The organism is Variovorax sp. Varisp41 (genome assembly GCF_047325085.1).
GTDB lineage: Bacteria > Pseudomonadota > Gammaproteobacteria > Burkholderiales > Burkholderiaceae_C > Variovorax.
This window is the reverse complement of the sequence record NZ_CP168540.1, coordinates 5,054,576-5,076,009: the sequence shown is the minus strand read 5'-3', so window position 1 is coordinate 5,076,009 and position 21,434 is coordinate 5,054,576. Positions and strand designations below refer to the sequence as shown.

Genomic DNA, 21,434 nt, shown 5'->3' with positions numbered 1-21,434 from the left:
GGCGTCACTTTCTCAGGGTTATCGATAGCCGCTCGCGCCTGGCGGGCGCTTGCCATCGCCGGATGGTGCACGAACAATCCTACCCATGGGTATAACTTCCGCGACACGGCACAAACCCTCTGGGCGCAAGGCGCGCGCGGAGCAGGACGATCCCCCACGCGTGCCAGGCATGCAGGGCATGCACGAGGCGCATGCGACAGAGGCCGCGGCCCTCACGGCGCGTCCCGACCTGCCGCAGGGCACCGGCCGCCAGCGCGCCGCCACGCAGGGCACCGACCTGCAGCGCGAGCGCATCCTGCAGGCCGCCACGCAGCTGTTCGCGGCGCAGGGCTACGCCAACACCACCATGGCGCAGATCGTGCGCGCGCTCGGTGTCACGAAGCCCTTCGTCTATTACTACTTCCGCGACAAGCAGGAGATCTTCGAGACCATCTCCTGGCGCCCCGCGGTCGACTGCTTCACCGCGCTCGACTTCGCGGCCGACGATCCGCGCCGCGCGAGCGAGAAGGTGCTCGAGGGCATCGAGCGGCTGATCCGCGCCACCGTCGCGCATCACCCCGCCGCCTTCTTCCCGTACCGCGAACCGCAGGTCTACCGGCCCGAATACCTGGCCGCGCAGAAGAAGCTCGCGCACCACTTCTACGACCTGCTGTGCCCGCTGCTCGAACAGGCGCGGCGCGACGGCGACCTCGATTTCGACGAGACCAAGATCACCGCGCTCGCGGCCTGCAGCCTGCCGGGCTTCCTCTACAGCTGGTACCGCCCGGGCGGACGGCTCTCGCCCGACGAGGTGGTGGCCGAGCTCACGAAGCTCGCGAGCCGCGTGATCGGGCTGCGCACCGGCCACTGACCACCCATCCCAGGAGACACACCATGAAGTTCCACCCGGCGCCCCTGGCGCGGATCGCGCTCGCCTGCCTGATCGCCACCGGTGCCGCCGGCACCGCGCAGGCCCAGCAGACCTACAAACTCGCCTACATCGACCCGCTCTCGGGTCCCTTCGCCAACGTCGGCGAGCTGATGCTGATGCACACGCAGTACGCGATCGAGGAGATCAACGCGAAGGGCGGCGTGCTCGGCGGCACGAAGCTGCAGCTGCTGCAGTTCGACAGCAAGCTCTCGGCGCAGGAGAGCCAGAGCGCGCTGCAGGCCGCGATCGACCAGGGCGCGAAGGCCATCGTGACCGGCGGCTCGGGCTCCTCGGTGGTGACGGCGCTGGTGCAGGCGGTGGCGCGCTGGAACCAGCGCAACCCGGGCAAGGAACTGCTGGTGCTCAACCACTCGTCGATCGATCCCGAGATGACCGGCAAGGCCTGCAGCTTCTGGCACTTCCAGACCGAGGCCAACACGGCGATGAAGATGAAGGCGCTGGCCAACTACATCAAGAAGACGCCCGAGGTGAAGAAGGTCTACCTGCTGAACCAGGACTATGCGCACGGCAAGCAGTGGGCCAGCTACGGGCGCCAGCTCGTGGGCCTGGCGCGGCCCGACATCCAGTTCGTCGGCGAGGCGCTGCATCCGATCGGCCGGGTCAAGGACTTCTCGCCCTACATCGCCAACATCAAGCAGAGCGGCGCCGACTCGGTCATCACCGGCAACTGGGGACAGGACATGACGCTGCTGCTCAAGGCCGCGGGCGATGCCGGCTACGACCTGCGCTACTTCAACCACAGCGCGGGTTCGGTGCCGGGCACGGTCACGGCGGTGTCGCAGGCGAAGCTGGGCCAGCTCACCTGGGTCGCCGAATGGCATCCGGGCCAGGCCGGCACGCCGAAGGTCGATGCGCTGGCCAAGGCCTACAAGGCCAAGACCGGCAAGGACTTCCTCGCGCCGCGCATCGACATGACGCCGCGCCTGCTCGCGGCCGCGATCGAGAAGGCCGCGAGCACCGACACGGTGAAGGTGGCGCGCGCGCTCGAGGACCTGAGCTACGACTCGGTGGTGGGCCCGGTTCGCATGCGCGGCGAGGACCACCAGCTGCTGCTGCCGCAGGTGGTCAACACCATCGCGCCGGTCGACGGCAAGACGGTGAAGCTGGGCTGGGAAGGCACGAACTACGGCTTCCGCACCGACGCGGTCTACAGCGGCAACGAACTGGCGCAGGGTACCGACTGCAAGATGGTCCGCCCTTGAACGCTCAGCCGATGCGCGCGATGGGCGCGCCCGCCACCACCGGCGCCGCGCCCGCAGCCAGCCGCGCGAGCCGGCCCGCGCGGTGGGCCACGACCTGCACCTCCATCTTCATCGCCTCCATCACCGCGATCGGGTCGCCCTGCGCGACCAGCGAGCCTTCGTCCACGGTCCACGCCTGAAGCGTGCCCGTGATGGGCGCGGCCACGGCGGCGGGGTCTGCGGCCTCCTCGGGCTGCGGCGATGACGACGGTGCGGCGGGCGCATCGCCGATGCCGCGCAGCAGCGCCGGCGGCAGGCCCAGCGTCACGCGCCGGCCGTCGATCTCCACTGCCGTGCGCAGCAGCGCGGCATCGCGCACGGGCTCGGCGCGCACGGCCGCGGCCAGCGGCTGCGCGAAGTCGGTCTCGATCCAGCGCGTGTGGACCTTGAAGCCGTCCTCGGCCACGAAGTCGGGCGCCTCCACCACGGCGCGGTGGAACGGCAGCACCGAGGCCACGCCCTCGATGCGGAACTCGCGCAGCGCGCGGCGCGCGCGTGCCATCGCCTGCGCGCGCGTGGCGCCGGTGACGACCAGCTTGGCCATCAGCGAGTCGAAGCTGCCCGGCACGCTCGAGCCCGAGACCACGCCGGTGTCGACGCGCACGCCGGGGCCCGAGGGCGGCTCGAACAGGCGCACCGGTCCGGGCGTGGGCAGGAAGCCGCGGCCCGGGTCCTCGGCGTTGATGCGGAACTCGAAGGCATGGCCGCGCGGCGCGGGCGTCTCGCTGACCGACAGCGGCAGCCCGTCGGCGATGCGCAGCTGCTCGACCACGAGGTCGATGCCGGTCGTTTCCTCGGTCACCGGATGCTCGACCTGCAGCCGCGTGTTGACCTCGAGGAAGGAGATCGCGCCCGTCGGCCCGAGCAGGAACTCGACCGTGCCGGCGCCGACATAGCCGGCGCGCGCGCAGATGTCGTGCGCGGCGCGGTGGATGCGCTCGCGCTGCGCATCGCTCAGGAAGGGCGCGGGTGCCTCCTCCACCAGCTTCTGGTTGCGCCGCTGCAGCGAGCAGTCGCGCGTGCCGAGCACCACCACGCGGCCGTGCGTATCGGCGATCACCTGCGCCTCGACATGGCGCGGCCGGTCGAGGAACTGCTCGACGAAGCACTCGCCGCGGCCGAAGGCGGTGACGGCCTCGCGCACCGCCGACTCGTAGAGCTCGGCCACCTCGTCGAGCCGCCACGCGACCTTGAGGCCGCGGCCACCGCCGCCGAAGGCCGCCTTGATCGCGATCGGCAAGCCGTGCGCCTCGGCGAAGGCCAGCACCTCCTGCGCATCGCGCACCGGCGCCGGCGTGCCGGCCACCAGCGGCGCGCCGACCTCGAGCGCGATGCGGCGCGCCTGCACCTTGTCGCCCAGGGCCTCGATGGCCGACGGCGGCGGGCCGATCCAGCACAGGCCGGCCTCGATCACGGCGCGCGCGAAGGCCGCGCTCTCCGAGAGGAAGCCGTAGCCCGGATGCACCGCGTCGGCGCCGCTGCGCGCGGCCGCGGCCAGCAGCTTGTCGATGGCCAGGTAGGTGTCGGCCGGGCGCGTGCCCTCGAGCGCATGGGCCTCGTCGGCCACGCGCGTGTGCAGCGCGTCGAAATCGGCGTCGGCATAGACGGCCACCGAGCGCACGCCGTAGTCGGCGCAGGCGCGCGCGATGCGCACGGCGATCTCGCCGCGGTTGGCGATCAGGACTTTCTTCATGGCGTGTCGGAGGAAGGAGCGGGAAGGCAGTGCGCGTCGAAGGCGCGCACCGGGTTGAAACGCAGGCGCGCGCCGACCGGGATCTGGCCGGCGCGATCGAGGTGGTGGGTGGCGACGGCGCCGATCACCGGGTAGCCGCCGGTCAGCGGATGGTCGGCGAGGAACAGCACGGGCTGGCCGCTCGGCGGCACCTGGATCGCGCCGAGCGCGGTGCCCTCGCTGGGCAGCTCGGCGGTGTCGAGGCGCGCCAGCGGTGTCTCGCCCGCGAGCCGCAGGCCGACGCGGTTGGATTGCGGCGTGACGGTCCAGCGCTGGCTCGCGAGCAGCGCGACCGCCTCGGGCGTGAACCAGTCGGTGCGCGGGCCCAGCACCACGTCGAGCACCACCTCCTCGTGCACGGTCGGCAGCGCGGGCGGCGCGGCGTCGGGCAGGCCGACGATGGCGCCGCGCGCCACGGAACGCAGCGCGAGACGGTCGCCCGCGACGATCGGCGGCGGGCCGATGTGCGCCAGGGTATCGGTGGCGGCGCTGCCGAGCACGGGCGCCACCTCGAAGCCGCCGCGCACCGCGAGGTAGCTGCGCAGGCCCGCGCGCGGTTCGCCGACCGTGAGGCTGTCGCCGTCGGCCAGCGCGATCGCCTCGTGCGTGGGCACCGTCCAGCGCATGCCACCGGCGCTGCGCAGCTGCAGCGGCACGTCGGCACCCGCGAAGGCCACCACCGCATCGCCGCGGCAGCTGAAGCGAAAGCCCGCGCCGACGATCTCGATGCAGGCCGCGTCGCTGGCATTGCCCACGAGGCGGTTGGCCGCGCGCAGTGCGCCGCGGTCCATCGCGCCCGAGGCCGAGACGCCCTGGCCCGCGAGCCCGTGGCGGCCCAGGTCCTGGAACAGCGCCTGCAGGCCGGTGGCATGGACCTCGAGGGCCGGCCCTTCGCGCGCGGCCGATGGCGCCGGGGCCGGAACGGGTGGCGCGATGGCTGGCGCGGCCTGCCCCGAGACATCGACGAAGCGCACCGTGCAGCCCGGCTGCAGCAACGCCGGCTGCGCGCGGCCCAGGTCCCACATCGGCGTGGCGGTCACGCCGATGATCTGCCAGCCGCCGGGGCTGGCTTGCGGATAGACACCGCTGAAGCGCCCCGCGAGCGCGACCGCGCCGGCAGGGATGCGGGTGCGCGGCGTGGTGCGGCGCGGCACGTCGAGGCTGGGGTGGCCGCCGCTCAGGTAGGCGAAGCCCGGCGCGAAGCCGGTGAAGGCCACGGTGTAGTCGTGGCCGGTGTGGCGGCGGATCACCTCCTCGCGCGAGATCCCCAGATGCCGCGCGACCTCGCCGAGGTCCTCGCCGTCGTAGTCGACCGGGATCTCGATGCGCCGGCCCGCGCGTTCGATGCTGCCGTCGAGGCGGCGCTCGCCGATGCGCCGCGCGAGCGCATCGCGCGTGACCGCGCCGGGACGGAAGCGGACCAGGATCGTGCGCGCGGCCGGCACCAGTTCCTCGATGCCCGCTATCGGCTCGGCCTGCAGCGAGGCCAGCAGCGCGAGCGTCTGCGCGAGGTCGTCGAGTTCGACCAGCAGCGCGTCGAGGTTGACCGGCAGGAAACGCATCATCGCGGCGCTCCCGCCGGCTCTTCTTCGTCGCGCGCGAAGGCCCGCACCGCGACGCCCGCGCGCTCGAAGGTGGCGCGCACCTCGCGTGCCATCTCCACCGCGCCGGGGCTGTCGCCATGCACGCAGACCGAATCGGCCTGCAGTCGCAGCGTGCTGCCGTCGATCGCCTCGACCTCGCCGTGCGTGGCCAGCCTCAGCATGCGCCGCGCCACCGCCTGCGCGTCGTGCAGCACCGCGCCCGGCTCGCTGCGCGGCACCAGCGTGCCGTCGGCGCGGTAGGCGCGGTCCGCATAGGCCTCGGAGACCGTGCGCAGCCCGCTCGCGCGCGCCCAGCCGAGCAGCGGCGAGCCGGCGAGGCCGACCAGCCAGAGCCGGTCGTCGATCGCGCGGATGGCGGCGATCACGTCGCGCGCCTGCCGCTCGTCGTGCGCGATGGCGTTGTAGAGCGCGCCGTGCGGCTTGACGTAGCGCACCGAGGTGCCCGCGGCGCGGGCCAGGCCCTGCAGCGCGCCGATCTGGTAGATCACGTCGGCCACGAGTTCGGCGCTGCCCATCGCCATCGCGCGGCGGCCGAAGCCCGCGAGGTCGGGATAGGACACATGGGCCCCGACCGCCACGCCATGGGCCTTGGCATGGCGCAGCGTGTCGAGGATGCCGGCCGCGTCGCCGGCATGGAAGCCGCAGGCCACGTTGGCGCTGCTCACGATGCCGAGCATCGCCGCGTCGTCGCCCATGCGCCAGGCGCCGAAGCTCTCGCCCAGGTCGCTGTTGAGGTCGAGCGTGCTCACGTCGCTGTACCCGGACGAAGCGGACACCGGGCCGGGCGCGGGAGGGAGGGCTTCGGAAGGCGCATGAAGAACATGGGATCGACTCGAATCTGGCCGTTTTGTTGGAACGAAGTTTATTTGATTGTTGAACAATTCAATCAATCAGTTGAGCAATATCTATGCTGACTCTCAGGGGCAAACCCTGGTTCCGTGCCCGAGGCACCGCGGCGCGAGGAACGGAATCTGCTACAACCCCTCACCCCTGGAATCCCCCATCCGCATGACCTCCCCAGCTTCCGAACCGCTGACTCCCCCCGCCCAGGCCCTGAGCGAGCGCATGGCCGAAGCGCTGCGGCAGAAGATCACGCAGGGCGAGTTCATGCCCGGCGAGCGCCTGTCCGAGCAGTCGTTGAGCGAGAGCCTCGGCATCTCGCGCAACACGCTGCGCGAGGTGTTCCGCATGCTCGCCAAGGACGGCCTCGTGAAGCACGCGCCGAACCGCGGCGTGTTCGTGGTCATCCCGAGCATCGCGTCGATCATCGACATCTATCGCGTGCGCCGCCTGATCGAGTGCCAGGCGCTCGCGCAGGCCTACCCGCGGCATCCCGCGAAGAAGAAGATGCGCGAGGCGGTCGATACCGCGAAGGCCTGCCGCGACGCGGGCGAGTGGCTCGGCGTCGGCACGGCGAACATGGCCTTCCACATGGCCGTGGTCGAGCTCGCCGACAGCGAGCGGCTCAACCTGCTGTTCGGCTCGGTGCTGGCCGAACTGCGGCTGGCCTTCGGCCTGCTGCGCGACGCCGAGTTCCTGCACGCGCCCTATGTCGAGATGAACGAGAACATCCTCGCGCTCGCGGAGGCCGGCGAATTCGCCCGCGCCGCCGCGGCGCTCAACGACTACCTGGTCCATTCCGAACGCATCGTGCTCGCGGTCTACGCGCGGCACATCAACGATTCGGGCTGGAGCGTCTGAGCCGCGCAGCGGCCCCGCGGCGCGGGGCCGCTGCGGACCGGCCTCAGGTCGGGATGCGGATCTTGCAGGTCGGGTCCTCGTAGGGGCCCGACTGCTTGGTCCACTTGTCGGCCGGCATGTCGGGCTCGCAGACGGTCTGGCCCGAGCTCTTGTTCTTCCAGAGGTAGTACTCGCTGGGCTGCGCGATGGCGAGGCCGGCCAGCAGCAGCGAGGCGGCGGCGAGGGTGAGCTTGAGTTTCATGGTGATGCTTTCGTGTGTTCGTGAAGAAGGATCCGGCGGGTGCCGCGCCTGATCATTTATAGATGAGGCTGTTGCCGACTGCCACCAGCAAGCGCTTGCCCTGGGCCACAATCGCGGTGCGGTAGGCCTCGAAGCGCGCGTCGCTCATGGCGTTGTCGTCGCGCACGCCGCCGGTGGCCGCGGTGTAGAAGTTGGTCATCACCGGCACGTGGATGTGGCCCGCCGGGATGTCGATCCCGAAGGTGTCGCGCAGCAGCGTGTTGCGGTAGGCGCTCTCGTTGGAGAGGTAATTGCCGCCGCCGCCGCTCTGCGCGCAGGTGGCGAGGTTGGGCGGCGTCACCAGCGAGGCATCGGGCATGAGGTTCATCACGCCGTTGGACGCCACGCTGGTCGTCGTGGCCACCCCGCAATCCGCGAAGTAGGTGTAGTTGGTGTGCCAGGTCACGTCGAAGCCCTCGGTGCCCTGGCTGGTGGCGCCCGGCGGCCGCACGATGCCGATGCCGGTCTTGCCCGTGACCATCGCGGCCATCGGCAGCGATGCGGTGGTGAACTGCGGCGGATAGTCCTTCATCCAGTTGCTGATCGCGTCGTAGCCCAGCCAGCGCGCCGGCGGGCTGATGTCGCAGCCCGAGCCCGGCATCGTGATCGGCGCGGTGCCGGTCGCGGTGATGGTGCCCAGCGGCAGCACGTAGCTCGGCAGCCGGTTGCCGACCGGGCAATAGATCATGCCGTCGTTGCCGGCCGAGGGACCGTGGTAGCGGCCGTTCCACTGCTCGAGGTTGAACACGTTGGCGCTGCCCTGGCTCATGGTGATCGACGCATCGACGCGCTTCGGTCCCGGCTTGAACCACGGGCCCAGCGTGTCCTCCTGCATGCCCGCATGGAAGGGGTCGTAGCTCACCGGCAGGATGTAGCTCTCCACATGCAGCACGGTGCCGTCGTCGAGCGTGAACTCGCGCCCGTCCATCTCGAGGGCGGTGGCGCCCGAGGGATTGCCGTTGCGCAGGCCGGTGTTGGGCGTGCCGGGCGCGCCGAGCGTGAAGGTGTCGAAGCCGCTCATGATCATGCGACGGTACTTGCCGCCGCCGGGGGCGTTGCCCTCGGGCAGGTTGATGTCGTACTGGCCGCGCGAGGAGCGCTCGAACTCCCACTGCAGCGACTTCTTCTGCTCGTCCGACAGCGCGAAGTCCGGCGCCCACTGGCGCAGCACCTTGGTCATCTGCACGCGCGTCCAGTAGAGCATGCGGTCGTCGCTGTTGGGCAGCTTGCTGCCCGCGGGCGAGGCACGGCGGCCCTGCACGCGGTCGACCGCCGCGCGCCACAGGCCCGCGCCCTCGGTCTTCACGAGGCTCAGAGCCTGGTCGTAGCTGGTGACGCTGGTCACGCCTTCCGAACCGCACAGCTTGGCCGAGAAGGCCGGCGCGAAGGTGTCGAAGCCGGTGTCCTTGACGATGCGCTCGGCCAGCGGCGTCTCGTCGGTGCCCACCACGTTCGCGCCGCTGAAGGGCAGCGGCGTGCCGAGCCGGCGCTCCTCGAAGGCGAGCTCCACGCCGGTGTCCCAGGCGCACTTGGCGGTGGGGCCGGCCGGGGGAGGCGGCGGGGGCGGCGGTGGCGGAGGGGGTGGCGGCGGATTGCCGGTGCCGGTGGGCACGATCGGCACGAAGCCGTCCCCTCCTCCACCGCCGCCGCAGGCCGCAACCACGGCCGCAACGAGGACCGAAACGGCCGAAAGCTTCACTCTGTGTCGTGTCAACATGATTCGATTTCCTTCTGAAAACTGTCCGGGCATGGCGCACTGCGGCGCCTTCTCATTCCCTGGTCGTTCTGCGATGGGTCGTCGATGGCTTTCTCGATGGCAATCCCTCCGGCCTGGCCGCACCGCGCGGCGGTGCGTGAAACAGACTCCCTTTTGCTTTGCACTTTTTTCGGTGGTGCGGGACGAGCGCGTCCCGCACGCCGCCCCGGGGGGCGGGTGCTCGTCGTGGAGCGCGAGGATTCAGGGCGCGGCGAACGCGGGCGGCGCGCGCTCCGCCGCATGCAGCTGCGCGACACGCAGGCGCCTGCGACCGGCGGTGCGAAGGAACGGGCAGCGGCGCATGGCGTGCGTCAGCGGGTCAGGGCGTCATCTGCTGCGGCAGCCAGGTCACGAGCTGCGGCACGAAGTAGACGAGCAGCACCGCGGCCACCATCAGGAAGAACATCGGCAGCGTCACGCGCGCGATGTACAGCAGGTCCTTGCCGGTCATGCCCTGCAGCACGAACAGGTTGAAGCCCACCGGTGGCGTGATCTGCGCCATCTCGACCACCAGCACGATGAAGATGCCGAACCAGATCGGGTCGATGCCCGCCGAGATCACCGTGGGCATGATCACGCCCATGGTCAGCACCACCATCGAGATGCCGTCGAGGAAGCAGCCCAGCACGATGTAGAACAGCGCGAGCATCACCACCAGCTGGAACTTCGACAGGCCCAGCGAGCCGATCCATTCGGCCAGGTGGCGCGGCAGGCCGATGTAGCCCATGGCCAGCGTGAGGAAGGCCGCGCCCGCGAGGATCAGCGCCATCATGCAATAGAGGCGCGTCGCGCCCAGCAGCGCTTCCTTGAAGGTCGTCCAGCTCAGCGCCCCCTGCGAGGCCGAGATGATCAGCGCGCCCACCACGCCCACGGCCGCGGCCTCGGTGGCCGTGGCGATGCCCGCGTAGATCGAGCCCAGCACGCCGAGGATCAGCAGCGCCACCGGGATCAGCGACATCGAGGCCTTGAGCTTCTCGGCGAAGGGCAGCCTGGCGTCCGCGGGCGGCACGCGCTCGGGATGGCGCAGGGCCCAGAACGCGATGTAGCCCGAGAACAGCAGCGCCAGCAGGATGCCCGGCACGATGCCCGCGATGAACAGCCGCGCGATCGACACGTCGGCGCTGACGCCGTAGACGATCATGATGATCGACGGCGGGATCAGCAGGCCCAGCGTGCCGGCGCCGGCCAGCGTGCCGATCACCATGTCGTCGGGATAGCCGCGGCGCTTGAGCTCGGGCAGGCTCATCTTGCCGATGGTGGCGCAGGTCGCCGCGCTCGAGCCCGAGACGGCCGCGAAGATCGCGCAGCCCACCACGTTGGTGTGCAGCAGCCGGCCCGGCAGGGCCTGCATCCAGGGTGCGAGGCCCCTGAACATGTCCTGCGACAGCCGCGTGCGGAACAGGATCTCGCCCATCCACACGAACAGCGGCAGCGCGGTGAGCGTCCAGCCCGAGGCCGAGCCCCAGATGGTGACCGCCATCGCGTCGCCCGCGGGGCGCGAGGAGAACAGCTGCATCGCGATCCACGCGACGCCCGAGAGCGTGAGGCCGATCCACACGCCGCTGCCCAGGATCAGGAACAGCGAGAGGATCAGGAGGCCGGCGATGGCGATGTCACTCATGGCGCAAGGCCTCCCCGTCGGCGCGCTGCGGGCGGCCGTTCCATTCGATGAAGAACTCGTCCACCGCCGCGACGGCGAACACCAGCGCGCCGAGCGCCATCGACAGCTGCGGAATCCACAGCGGCGTGGCGTCGTTGCTGGTCGACACGTCGTGGAAGGCCCAGGACTGCCACACCAGCCGCACGCAGTAGAAGGCGAACAGCGCCGCCAGCAGCGCACCGGCGCCCATGGCCCAGCGCTCGAGCCAGCGGCGCGCGCCGGCGCCGAGGCTGGAGAGCACCAGCGTCACGCGGATGTGCTCGCCGCGCTTGAGCGTGTGCGCCAGCGCGAGAAAGCCGCTGGCCGCCATCATGTAGCCCGCGTAGGCATCGATGCCGGGCACGTTGAAGCTCAGTTGCCGCCCGAGGATGGACAGCAGCACCATCACCAGCAAGGCGAACAGGAAGAACGCGGCCAGGGCGGCGGCGCTGTCGTAGAGGAAGTCCAGGGACCTGCGCATCGAGGCCGCCCCGGAGGCCGGCGCACTGGCCCGCATGGTGTTCGCATTCATCGGTGCAGCCCCGCGCGCTCACATCTTCCGGTAGGCGTCGACCACGGCCTGGCCCTCGGGGCCGGCCTTCTCGACCCATTCCTTGAGCATCGTGTCGCCGACCTTCTTGAGGTCGTTCTTGAGCTGTTCGGAAGGCGCGAGCACGGTCATGCCGTTCTTCTTGAGCAGGTCGAGGTACTCGACGTTCTTCTTCTTCGACAGCTCCCAGCCGCGCTTCTCGGCCTCGGCCGCCGCCTTCAGCAGGCCGTCCTGCACGGGCTTGTCGAGGGCCTCGAAGGCCTTCTTGTTCACCAGCACCGCGTTCTTCGGCAGCCAGGCCTGGGTGTCGTAGAAGTTCTTGATGTACTCGTAGGTCTTGGTGTCGTAGCCGGTGGAGCCCGAGGACATGTACGACTCGATCACTCCGGTGGCCATGGCCTGCGAGAGCTCGGCCTGCTGCACGGTGACGGCCTGCGCGCCGACCAGTTCGCCGATGCGCGCGGTGGCGGGGCTGTAGGCGCGCCACTTCACGCCCTTGAGGTCGGCGGCCGAGGCGATCGGCTTCTTCACGAAGATGCCCTGCGGCGGCCAGGCCACCGTGTAGAGCAGCTGGATGCCCTGCTCGGCGAGCTTCTTGTCGAGCACGGGCTTCTGCGCCTGGTAGAGCTTCCAGGCCGCGTCGTAGCTGTCGGCCAGGAAGGGAATGCCGTCGGTGCCGAACACCTGCCATTCGTTCTGGAAGTTCACCAGCAGGATCTCGCCGAGCTGCGCCTGGCCGCCCTGCACCGCGCGCTTGATCTCGGGCGCCTTGAACAGCGAGGCGTTCGAATGCACCGTGATCTTGAGCTTGCCGCCGGTCGCCGTGTCGACGTCCTTGGCGAACTGCGCGATGTTCTCGGTGTGGAAGTTGTTGGACGGATAGGCGGTGGGCAGGTCCCACTTGGTCTGCGCGAGCGCGGAAGCGGCCAGGCAGGAAAGCGCGACGGCGGCAAGAGACGTTCGGAACATGGAAAAAGATCCTCCAGGAAGTGGCATGGCCGGGTTGATGGAAAACGGTGCGACGTGATCCAGGCGCGGTCCCCCGGCCTGCCCACCCCGATGCAAGCCTCGTGCCAAATAGATGAACAATTTCAAACTATGGAGGCATGCCGTTCACACGAATTGTTGAACAATGCTAGTGCGCATGCCCAACAATGATGCATGCTGAAAACCCGAATACGTGCGGACGGACCGCGGCGGCGCCTCGGCCGCGGCCCTGACATTTGCTAAGGGAAACCCCGTCCTGCCGCCGGGGGAGCCGCTTCGATACTCCAGTGGTCGTTCCCCCTCGGCGCGCCCCGCGGCCGCCTCCCGCAGCAGCACAACATCCAGACCCATGGCAGGCAAGAACTCGCTCCACCCGATCCCCCATCCCGCCAAGAAGCCCTTCGTGGGCAACCTGCTGTCGATCGGCTCCGACTCCCCGGTGCTGGACATGTGGAAGATCGCCCAGGAGCTCGGCGGCATCTACTGGCTGGACATGCCGGGCATGCCGGTGATCGTGGTGTCGTCGCCCGCGCTGGTCGACGAACTCTGCGAGGAGGCGCGCTTCGACAAGAGCACGCGCGGCGCGCTGCGCCGGCTGCGCGCCGCCTCGCACGGCCTGTTCACCTCCGACACCCACGAGGAGACCTGGTCGAAGCCGCACAACATCCTCTTGGCCAACTTCAGCCAGCGCGCGATGCAGGCCTACCACCCCATGATGCTGGACATCGCGGGGCAGCTCGTGACCAAGTGGGAGCGGCTGAACTTCGACGAGGAGGTCGACGTGGTGCGCGACATGACCGCGCTCACGCTCGACACCATCGGCCTGTGCGGCTTCGGCTACCGCTTCAACTCCTTCTACCGCGAGGGCTTCCATCCCTTCGTCGACGCGATGGTGCGCACGCTCGAGACGGTGCAGAACCGGCGCGGCCTGCCGCTCGAGGAGCTGATGCTCAAGAAGGAGCTGGCGCAGCAGCGCAAGGACATCCGCTACATGCACAAGATGGTGGAGGACATCATCGAGGAGCGGCGCGCGAGCGGTGCCGACATCGCGACCAAGCCCGACCTGCTGAGCTACATGATCGCGGGCGTGGACAAGAAGAGCGGCGAGCAGCTCACCGACAAGATGATCCGCGACGAGTGCATCGAATTCCTCATCGCGGGCCACGAAACCACCAGCGGCCTGCTCTCGTTCGCCATCTACTTCCTGCTGAAGAACCCCGAGGCGCTGGCCAAGGCGCAGGCCGAGGTCGACAACGTGTTCGGGCCCGACACCTCGCTCAAGCCCACCTACGCGCAGGTCAATAGGCTGCAGTACGTGATGCAGGTGCTCAAGGAGTCGCTGCGCATGTTCCCGACCGCGCCCGCGATCTCGATGCGCGCGAAGGAGGACACCAAGATCGGTGGCCAGTACACGATCAAGAAGAACAACATGGTCATCATGCATGCGCTGGCGCTGCATCGCGACAAGGGCATCTGGGGCGAGAACGCCGACCAGTTCGATCCCGACAACTTCAGCCGCGAGGCCGAGCGCGAGCGCCCGGTCAATGCCTTCAAGCCCTTCGGCAACGGCCAGCGCGCCTGCATCGGGCGCCAGTTCGCGCTACAGGAGGCGGTGCTGACGCTGGGCATGATCCTGCAGCGCTTCACCCTGGTGGACCACACCGGCTACAAGCTCAAGATCAAGGAAGCGCTGACCATCAAGCCCGAGGGCTTCAGGATCAAGGCGCTGCTGCGCGACCCCGCGACGCGCCCGCGCGGCAACATCAACGACGCGGCGGCCGCGCCGGTGCAGCCCGTGCAGCCGGCGGCGCGCAAGCCGCAGGCCGCGCGCCACGGCACCTCGCTGCTGGTGCTGCAGGGCTCCAACCTCGGCACCGCCGAGGACCTCGCGCGCCAGCTCGCCGAGGCCGGCGAGGCGCGCGGCTTCTCGACCCAGCTGGCCTCGCTCGACGACTACGCCGAGCGGCTGCCGGCCAACGGCGCGGTGGCCATCGTCTGCGCCTCGTACAACGGCGTGGCGCCCGACAACGCGGCCGAGTTCCACCGCTGGCTCGACAAGGCCGACGACGCGCTCAACGGCGTGCGCTTCAGCGTGTTCGGCTGCGGCAACACCGACTGGGCCGCCACCTACCAGGCGGTGCCGCGGCGCATCGACGAGCGGCTCGAGGCGCTGGGCGCCACGCGCGTGCATCCGCGCGGCGAGGGCGATGCGCGCGAGGACATGGATGGCGCCTTCCAGGACTGGAGCGACGCGCTGTGGCCCGAGCTGGTGAAGGCCTTCGACATCAAGACCGGTGCCGACACGCCCGCGCAGAGCGAGCCGCTCTACACGCTCGAGGAACTGCCGCCGCCGCAGAACAACGCCATCGTCGACGCGCTGGGCGCGGTGGCGCTGCGCGTGATCGAGAACCGCGAGCTGCAGCACGCCGGCGGCGAGGCCGGCCGTTCCACGCGCCACGTCGAGCTGATGCTGCCCGAGGGCCTGGTCTACCGCGCCGGCGACCACCTGAGCGTGGTGCCGCGCAACAGCCCGAAGCAGGTCGAGCGCGCGATGGCGCGCTTCGGCTTCGACCGCACGGCCCATGTGCGGCTGCATGCGATCGCGGGCCGCAAGCCGGCGCTGCCGGTCGAGCAGGTGATCGCGGTCGACCGCCTGCTGGGCGACTACGTCGAGCTGCAGGACGTGGCCACGCGCAAGCAGATCGCCACGCTCGCGGCCTACACCGAGTGCCCGTTCACCAGGCCGAAGCTGGTGGCGCTGTCGGGCAGCGACGAGGCCTCGCAGGCGGCCTACAAGGCCGAGGTGCTGCACAAGCGCAAGTCGCTGCTCGACCTGCTCGAGGAGCACCGCGCCTGCCAGGTGCCGTTCGCCGTGTTCCTCGAGATGCTGTCGCCGCTGTCGCCGCGCTACTACTCGATCTCCTCCTCGCCCACGATGACGCCCGGCAAGTGCAGCGTGACGGTGGGCGTGGTCAGCGGCCCGGCCAGGTCGGGCCTCGGCACCTTCGAGGGCGTGTGCTCCAACTTCCTGGCGCGCGCCGAGGCCGGCGACACGGTGCACGGCGTGGTGCGCGAGACCACGGCCGAGGGCTTCCGGCTGCCCGAGGACGCGCGGCGCCCGCTGATCATGATCGGCCCGGGCACCGGGCTGGCTCCGTTCCGCGGCTTCCTGCAGGAGCGCGCGGCGCAGGCCGAGGCCGGCACCGCGCTCGGCGAGGCGCTGCTGTTCTTCGGCTGCCGTCATCCCGAGCAGGACTTCATCTACGCCGAGGAGCTGAAGGCCTGGTCGCACCGCGGCCTGATGAAGCTGCACACCGCCTTCTCGCGCGCGGGCGAGCGCAAGGTCTACGTGCAGGACCTGATCCGCGAGCAGGCGGCGCAGGTGTGGGCGCTGCTCGAAGCCGGCGCCGTGGTCTACGTCTGCGGCGACGGCTCGCGCATGGAGCCCGACGTGCGGCGCGCGCTGTCCGACATCGCGCGCGAGCACGGCCAGGACAGCGCCGCGTGGATGGACCGGATGATCGCGGACCAGCGCTACGTGCTCGACGTCTGGGCCGGCAGCTGACGCGCCCGTCGCCGCGCGAAAAAAGTTGGAGCAGTTGGACTAACTTTCCGCCGGTTCTGGTTTTTCACGCCTAGACCCTCCCGCTGAAGATCGAAGGCTCGCGAGATCCACGGGATCCGCGATCCGATCAACAACCGGGAGGCATGGGGCATGCTCAGGGCAGACGAACCGCCGCGCGCGGCGGTGGTGGACGGCGATGCCGTCCGGGGCGCGGCGCTCGCGCAGCGCATGGCGCGGCGCGGCTACGGCGCGATGCCGTTCCATGGCGCCACCGGCCTGCTCAAGGCATTGCGGGGCGGCTGGCGCTTCGACCTGCTGCTGCTCCATCCCGAACACGAAACCGCCTGGGCCGACCTCTCGGCCGCCTGCCGGCTGCGGCGCATGCCGGTGCTGCTGCTCGCGGAAGATTCGGCCTGGCGCACGCCGCCCGCGGTCGAGGCGCTGTGCCATGGCCACGGCCTGGTCGACTTCGCGCCGCTGCCGCTGGCCGACCATGAACTCGAATGGCGCCTGCGCGCGCTGTTGTCGCGCTCGCGCACGCCGGCGCGGCCGGGCGCCGAAGCGCGGGAGCTGGTCTGCGGCGACTACCGCTTTCTCGAGGACGAACGGCTGGTGCTGCGGCGCGGGCGCGAGGTGCGCCTCGATCCGCGCGAGTTCGACCTCGCGCTGATGCTGTTCCGCCACCTCGGCCAGCTGCTGACGCGCGAGTTCCTCTGGATCGCGCTGTGGAAGCGGCCGCCGCACGAGGGCGCCCGCGCGCTCAACATCGCGGCGGCCAGCGTGCGCAAGAAGCTCGCGCTGCAGGAGGATGGCGGACTGGTGCTGCGCGCCGCCTACGGGCGCGGCTACATGCTGCAGGAAGTGCGCTCGCAGGCGGCGTTCGCCTGCGAGCCGGCCAGCTACGCCGAGGCCTGAAGGCCCCGGCGGCGCACTTCAGTTCCGACGATCGGGATCCGGATAGACCAGCGGCCCCAGCAGGCCGCGGTCGAAGGGCTTCCAGCCGCCCTCGGGCTGCGACAGCCGATCGGCCAGCGCATAAAGCACCGCGGGATGCGCGCCCAGGCCCAGATGGCTCGCGATGACCTCGATGTTCTCGGACTTCGGCCCGGTCTTCTCGATGCTGCAGCGCCAGGCCACGACGCCGTCGGTGCGGCTGAAGATCGAGGTGGTGGGCACCGAGGGCGTGGGTTGCACGAACTTCATGCGGCGCGGGTCGTGCGAGCTCTGGCCGCTCACGCCTTCGTAGACGCGCCAGGCATTGGTGGCACGCGGGCTGCCCGAGAACGGGCTGCCCAGCGTGACCACGCTGCGCACCACACCGGGATGCGCCGACGCCAACAGCCGCGCATACACGCCGCCCAGGCTCCAGCCGACCAGGCTGACCTTCTGGCCGCTGTCGTCGTGCAGCTTGTGCAGCAACTCGACCATGCCGTCCTCCACGCCTTCGCGCGGACCGAAGTTGCGGCCCAGGCCCCAGCCGTGCGCGTCGTAGCCGCGGCTCGCGAGATAACGGCGCAGCACCAGCGTGGAGGCATCGCCGGCCACCAGGCCCGGCAGCACCAGCACCGGATGACCATCGCCGCGCGGCGTGAGCTGCAGCAGCGGCCACATGGCGAGGCCCGCGCCGGTTTCCCAGAGCGCGCGGCCTTCGGCCAGCAGCAGCAGGCGCGAGGGCGGCGAGATGTGTTCACGGGTGGCGGTGGTCATGTGCGGGTCCTTTCTTGCGTGTCTCTGCGCTTCTGTTGGTTCTTCGTTGCCAGTCTGGGGTTCCGCCACGCGGCCCCCCGTCGGACGGTGTCGTCTGTTATCCGAGGTATTTGGCCCTCAGGTAATCGAGGTAAGCCCTCGATTCGCCCGAAACATACGGGGAAACCAGGGTCAGCGTGTAGAAGGCCGCCAGTCCCGGATCGGCCTGCGCCAGCGCGTCGCGGCCCGGCACCAGCCGTTCGAACGACAGCCAGCAGGTGGTGGTGAACACCATCTGCAGCGCGAGGATGCGCGCCTGCTCGGCGCTGGTCTCGATCACGCCCGAGGCCACCAGCCCTTCGCACAGCGACTGGGCCGCCAGCAGGTTCTGCGCGGTCAGGGCCTGCGCGCGCTGGCCCAGCACCGGGTACTCGCTCGCGAGGAAGGCCATGTCGCGGTAGATGAAGCGGTACTCGTTGATCGCCTCGAAGCGCAGGTGCAGCGCGAGCCACAGGTCGTCGATGGCCGCGATGCCGGCCGAGGAGCCGTTGAGCGATTCGAGCCGCTGCTCGAAGCGCCGGAACAGCCACTCCACGATCAGCTGCTTGGCCTTGAAGTGGTAGTGCAGGTTGCCCGGGCTCATGCCGAGCTCGGCCGCGATCTTGTGGGTGGACACCGCCGCGAGCCCCTGCGCGTTGAACAGCGCGAGGCTGGTCAGCAGGATGCGGTCGCGCGTGGTGTTGGAGCCGGCCACTGGCGGTTCTGCGGGTCGTGCGGGGATCAGCGCTTGCCGCCGCGCGCGGCCTTCTCGAGCCGATCGAGCCGCTCGGCGAGCGCCGCGATCTGCGACTGCAGCGCCTGCACCTCCTCGGCCGTGGGCATGCCCAGGCGCTGCAGCGCGGTGGCCACGCGCTGGTCGAACACGTCCTCGAACTTGCGGATGCCGAAGCTGTCGAGGCCCGGGAAGCCGCGCGTCAGCACGGCCTTGGCGCCGCTCGCCTCCTCGCCGCCCTTGCCGCCGATGCCCAGCAGGCCTTCGATCACGTTGGTGACGCTGGCCTGCCGCTTGGCGACGTCGTTGCGCACGGTGTCGAGCGCCTTGAGGCCGGCGCGCAGCAGGCCTTCGCCGGAGGATGCGGGCTTGGCCTTGGCGGCGGTGCGCTTGCGCGGCGCCGCCGTTTTTCTCGCCGCGGTCCTGGCGCCGGCGGTCTTCTTCGCGGGCGTCGCCTTCTTCTTCAGTTCTGCGGGTTCATCGCGGCGGGTCGCCATGCATCACTCCAGGGGAACTCGGTACCTTCGAAGGTACCGCAAAAGAAAAAGGCGCCCGAAGGCGCCTGCGGAACTCAGGCCGCCTTGCGGGCGGCAGCGCGGCGAACCGGCTTCTTGACCGCGGCGGCCTTGGCCTTCACGGTGCGCACGGGCTTGGCTTCCTCGCTGCCCGCGACGCGGACTTCGATCTGCCTGGCACCGGCGGCGATGCGGTCGGCGATCTGCACCGACACGGTCGCGAAGGGCTGGTTCACGGCCGACAGGGCGTTGATCACCGAGGTGGCGACCGGCGACTCGACCTGGGCCACGCGGTTGGCAACCGATTCGATGCCGCTGGTGGTGCCGGTGGCGACACGGTCCATCACCGAGACGATGCGGCCGGTGTCGATCTCGAGGCGGTTGGCCAGGAAGCCGTTGACCTTGGCTTGCGCGCCGATCAGGTTGGCCTTGATCTTGTCGTTCACCAGCGGCAGCTCGCGCTGGCCGAGGAAGTCGCTGTAGCGCGAAGCGGCGCCGTCGAGCAGGCGCTGCACGCCGGTTCGGTAGGCACCGACCAGGGTCTTGCCGGCGTCGTTGTACTGGCCGATGACGTGGACGGCGGCGGAAGCGATGGAGGTTTGCGAGGTGGGCATGGTTTGTTCCTGGAAGTTGATCGGTCGCGGGATTCGCGATGGGGTGATCTTCTTCCCGAGGGCCTAGGCCTGGAAAACTAGAAGCGTCGGAAAACTAGTCCAACTGCCCCAATTTTCCGGACCCGGGCGGTCCTCAAGCGGCGGCGGCCGCGGCGCGTGGCGCGCTCTTGCGCGCGGGAGCCTTGCGGGCGGGGGTCTTGGCGGCGGGCTTCGGAGCGGCCTTGGCAGCCGCCTTCTTCGCGGGCGCCTTCTTCACCACCGGTGCCGGCGTCTTCTTCGCCGCGGCCTTGCGCGCCGGGGCCTTCTTCGCGGCAACCTTGGCCGCGGGTTGCGCATCGGCGGGCGCCTCGACGACGGCTGCGGGCTTCGGCGCCGGCGCACCGGCCACCGACGGATGCTTCTGCGTCAGCTCCATCAGCAGCTTGTGCTCGGCCAGCAGGTAGTCGCCGATCTCAGTGATGTCGGGCACGGCGCGGCGGCAGGCGATCAGGCCGTAGTCCATGCGGCCGTTGTAGCTCTGCACCGTGACGTTGAGCGCCGTGCCGTGGCTCGCGATCGACACCGGGTAGTAGCAGGTGACCAGCGCGCCCGCGAAGTACATCGGGAACGGCGCGCCCGCCACGTTGGAGATCGCCACGTTGGCGGCCGGCGGCAGCATGTTGACCAGGCCCGAGCGGCCCACCATCGACGCGATGCCCGACACCAGCCAGGGCGCGGCGAAGGTCGGGAAGTCGTCGAGGATCACGGCCTTGAAGCGGTTCATGGTCGACTTCGAGGCGGTCGACGAGGCATTGATGGCCTTGAGCCGCTGCAGCGGATCGGTGATGTCGGTGGCCAGGCTCACGAGGATCATGCTGGCCTGGTTGTTGGCCGTGTCGTCGCCGGCCTCGCGCAGGCTCACGGGCACGCCCGCCACCAGCGGCTTGGCCGGCAGCTCGTTGTTGTCGGCCAGGTAGTGGCGCAGCGCGCCGGCCACGGTGGCCATCACCACGTCGTTGAGCGACACGCCGAAGTGCTTGGCGATGTACTTGGTCTCGGCCAGCGAGATGGTGCGGCCCGCGAAGGTGCGCTGGTTGGTGATCGAGACGTTGAGCGAGGTGCGCGGCGCGAACAGGTTGAACTTCTTCGGCGCCGTGGTCGTGAGCTTCTCGGCCGCCTTCTCGTCGGGCCTGGCGAGCCCGCTGATGGCGCGCACGATGGCCGGCGCCATCTTGAACAGCTTGACGTACTGCTGCGCCGTGTTGCGCAGCGCGGCGCTCGCGAGCTCGGCCATGCCGAGCTGGTAGCCGCTGCCGCGCGGACGCGAGCGCGGCGGCTTCACCACGCGGCCCGTGGCCTCGAGGTCGAAGATGGCCTTGCCCACTTCCACGCCGGCCTGCCCGTCGATGCCCGCGTGGTGCACCTTGGTGTAGAGCGCGACCTGGCCGCTCTTGAGGCCATCGATGATGTAGAACTCCCACATCGGCCGGCTGCGGTCGATCAGCGAGGAATGCAGACGCGCGACGTACTGCTGCAGCTGCCGGTTGGTGCCGGGCCGCGGCAGCGAGATGTGGCGCACGTGGTAGTCGAGGTCGATGTCGTCGTCCTCCACCCACACCGGGTTCGTCATGTCGAAGGGCATCAGCGCGAGCTTGCGCGTGAACACGTCGGCCAGGTGGATGCGGCTGGCCATGAACTGCTTGGCATCCTCGTAGAAGTCGCCCTTGTAGCCCTTGGGCAGGTCGAGCACGTTGAGCGAGCCCACGTGCATCGGCATCTCCGGTGTTTCCAGATGCAGGAAGGTGGCATCGAGACCGCTCAGGTGTTTCATGTGTTGTGTCTCCTAGGTCGTGGAATGCCGTCGCATTCGGCTTCGGCAGGA

General features: G+C 69.9%; 18 protein-coding genes. 5 read left to right on the top strand and 13 right to left on the bottom strand.

All coding sequences use genetic code 11. The features are described 5' to 3' along the window. The first annotated feature begins 169 nt into the window (after nt 1–169). Complete coding sequence (locus ACEN9J_RS23460) at nt 170–850, top strand: TetR/AcrR family transcriptional regulator (protein ID WP_413764602.1); 681 nt, start codon at nt 170–172, stop codon at nt 848–850. A 23-nt stretch (nt 851–873) separates the two neighbouring features. After that, on the top strand, nt 874–2,133 hold the full coding sequence (locus tag ACEN9J_RS23455; protein ID WP_057594443.1) for a branched-chain amino acid ABC transporter substrate-binding protein: 1,260 nt from the start codon (nt 874–876) through the stop codon (nt 2,131–2,133). Nucleotides 2,134–2,137: 4 nt separating this feature from the next. Here ACEN9J_RS23455 and ACEN9J_RS23450 read toward each other — a convergent pair whose 3' ends face one another. Genes ACEN9J_RS23450 through ACEN9J_RS23440 form a run of 3 tightly spaced genes read right to left on the bottom strand, consistent with a single transcriptional unit; the run spans nt 2,138 to nt 6,284 of the window. After that, nucleotides 2,138–3,865: a biotin carboxylase N-terminal domain-containing protein gene (locus ACEN9J_RS23450; RefSeq protein WP_413762198.1), complete on the bottom strand. Its 1,728-nt coding sequence runs from the start codon at nt 3,863–3,865 to the stop codon at nt 2,138–2,140. Continuing rightward, nucleotides 3,862–5,466, bottom strand: coding sequence for a 5-oxoprolinase/urea amidolyase family protein (locus ACEN9J_RS23445; RefSeq protein ID WP_413764600.1), 1,605 nt, complete (start codon nt 5,464–5,466; stop codon nt 3,862–3,864). The genes ACEN9J_RS23450 and ACEN9J_RS23445 overlap by 4 nt, the downstream gene beginning before the upstream one ends. Further along, nucleotides 5,466–6,284, bottom strand: coding sequence for a LamB/YcsF family protein (locus tag ACEN9J_RS23440; protein WP_412179613.1), 819 nt, complete (start codon nt 6,282–6,284; stop codon nt 5,466–5,468). The genes ACEN9J_RS23445 and ACEN9J_RS23440 overlap by 1 nt, the downstream gene beginning before the upstream one ends. Nucleotides 6,285–6,516: 232 nt before the next feature. On the opposite strand from ACEN9J_RS23440, the gene ACEN9J_RS23435 reads away from it, so the two are divergent. Then, nucleotides 6,517–7,209 (top strand): GntR family transcriptional regulator, encoded by a 693-nt coding sequence (locus tag ACEN9J_RS23435; protein WP_057594441.1) that lies wholly within the window; start codon nt 6,517–6,519, stop codon nt 7,207–7,209. A gap of 43 nt (nt 7,210–7,252) precedes the next feature. Here ACEN9J_RS23435 and ACEN9J_RS23430 read toward each other — a convergent pair whose 3' ends face one another. The 5 genes from ACEN9J_RS23430 to ACEN9J_RS23410 form a co-directional block, all read right to left on the bottom strand. After that, nucleotides 7,253–7,450 carry a hypothetical protein gene (locus ACEN9J_RS23430; protein ID WP_413762197.1) on the bottom strand — a complete coding sequence of 66 codons (198 nt, stop codon included), beginning with the start codon at nt 7,448–7,450 and terminating at the stop codon, nt 7,253–7,255. Between the two features lie 52 nt (nt 7,451–7,502). Next, nucleotides 7,503–9,206: a hypothetical protein gene (locus ACEN9J_RS23425; RefSeq protein ID WP_413762196.1), complete on the bottom strand. Its 1,704-nt coding sequence runs from the start codon at nt 9,204–9,206 to the stop codon at nt 7,503–7,505. A gap of 358 nt (nt 9,207–9,564) precedes the next feature. Continuing rightward, complete coding sequence (locus tag ACEN9J_RS23420; RefSeq protein WP_413762194.1) at nt 9,565–10,866, bottom strand: TRAP transporter large permease; 1,302 nt, start codon at nt 10,864–10,866, stop codon at nt 9,565–9,567. After that, nucleotides 10,859–11,365: a TRAP transporter small permease gene (locus ACEN9J_RS23415; protein ID WP_057594036.1), complete on the bottom strand. Its 507-nt coding sequence runs from the start codon at nt 11,363–11,365 to the stop codon at nt 10,859–10,861. Before ACEN9J_RS23415 ends, ACEN9J_RS23420 begins: the two co-directional genes overlap by 8 nt. Nucleotides 11,366–11,434: 69 nt before the next feature. Then, the gene (locus ACEN9J_RS23410; protein ID WP_057594033.1) at nt 11,435–12,403 is read right to left on the bottom strand and encodes a TRAP transporter substrate-binding protein; all 969 of its coding nucleotides are present in this window, start codon (nt 12,401–12,403) and stop codon (nt 11,435–11,437) included. A 367-nt stretch (nt 12,404–12,770) separates the two neighbouring features. Here ACEN9J_RS23410 and ACEN9J_RS23405 point away from each other — a divergent pair, with 367 nt between their 5' ends. Together ACEN9J_RS23405 and ACEN9J_RS23400 are read left to right on the top strand one after the other, a co-directional pair. Continuing rightward, nucleotides 12,771–15,986, top strand: coding sequence for a bifunctional cytochrome P450/NADPH--P450 reductase (locus tag ACEN9J_RS23405; protein ID WP_413762193.1), 3,216 nt, complete (start codon nt 12,771–12,773; stop codon nt 15,984–15,986). Between the two features lie 150 nt (nt 15,987–16,136). Beyond that, nucleotides 16,137–16,901 (top strand): winged helix-turn-helix domain-containing protein, encoded by a 765-nt coding sequence (locus ACEN9J_RS23400; protein WP_413762192.1) that lies wholly within the window; start codon nt 16,137–16,139, stop codon nt 16,899–16,901. Between the two features lie 18 nt (nt 16,902–16,919). Here the strand turns inward: ACEN9J_RS23400 and ACEN9J_RS23395 are convergent, their stop codons facing one another. The 5 genes from ACEN9J_RS23395 to ACEN9J_RS23375 all read right to left on the bottom strand — a co-directional run bounded on the left by ACEN9J_RS23395 (nt 16,920) and on the right by ACEN9J_RS23375 (nt 21,383). Beyond that, nucleotides 16,920–17,693: an esterase/lipase family protein gene (locus ACEN9J_RS23395; RefSeq protein ID WP_413762191.1), complete on the bottom strand. Its 774-nt coding sequence runs from the start codon at nt 17,691–17,693 to the stop codon at nt 16,920–16,922. A 97-nt stretch (nt 17,694–17,790) separates the two neighbouring features. Then, the gene (locus tag ACEN9J_RS23390; protein WP_057594029.1) at nt 17,791–18,426 is read right to left on the bottom strand and encodes a TetR/AcrR family transcriptional regulator; all 636 of its coding nucleotides are present in this window, start codon (nt 18,424–18,426) and stop codon (nt 17,791–17,793) included. A gap of 26 nt (nt 18,427–18,452) precedes the next feature. Continuing rightward, nucleotides 18,453–18,941, bottom strand: coding sequence for a phasin family protein (locus tag ACEN9J_RS23385; protein ID WP_057594028.1), 489 nt, complete (start codon nt 18,939–18,941; stop codon nt 18,453–18,455). A gap of 74 nt (nt 18,942–19,015) precedes the next feature. After that, nucleotides 19,016–19,573, bottom strand: coding sequence for a hypothetical protein (locus ACEN9J_RS23380; protein ID WP_413762190.1), 558 nt, complete (start codon nt 19,571–19,573; stop codon nt 19,016–19,018). Between the two features lie 133 nt (nt 19,574–19,706). Continuing rightward, nucleotides 19,707–21,383 (bottom strand): WS/DGAT/MGAT family O-acyltransferase, encoded by a 1,677-nt coding sequence (locus ACEN9J_RS23375; protein WP_413762189.1) that lies wholly within the window; start codon nt 21,381–21,383, stop codon nt 19,707–19,709. Between the last annotated feature and the right edge of the window lie 51 nt (nt 21,384–21,434).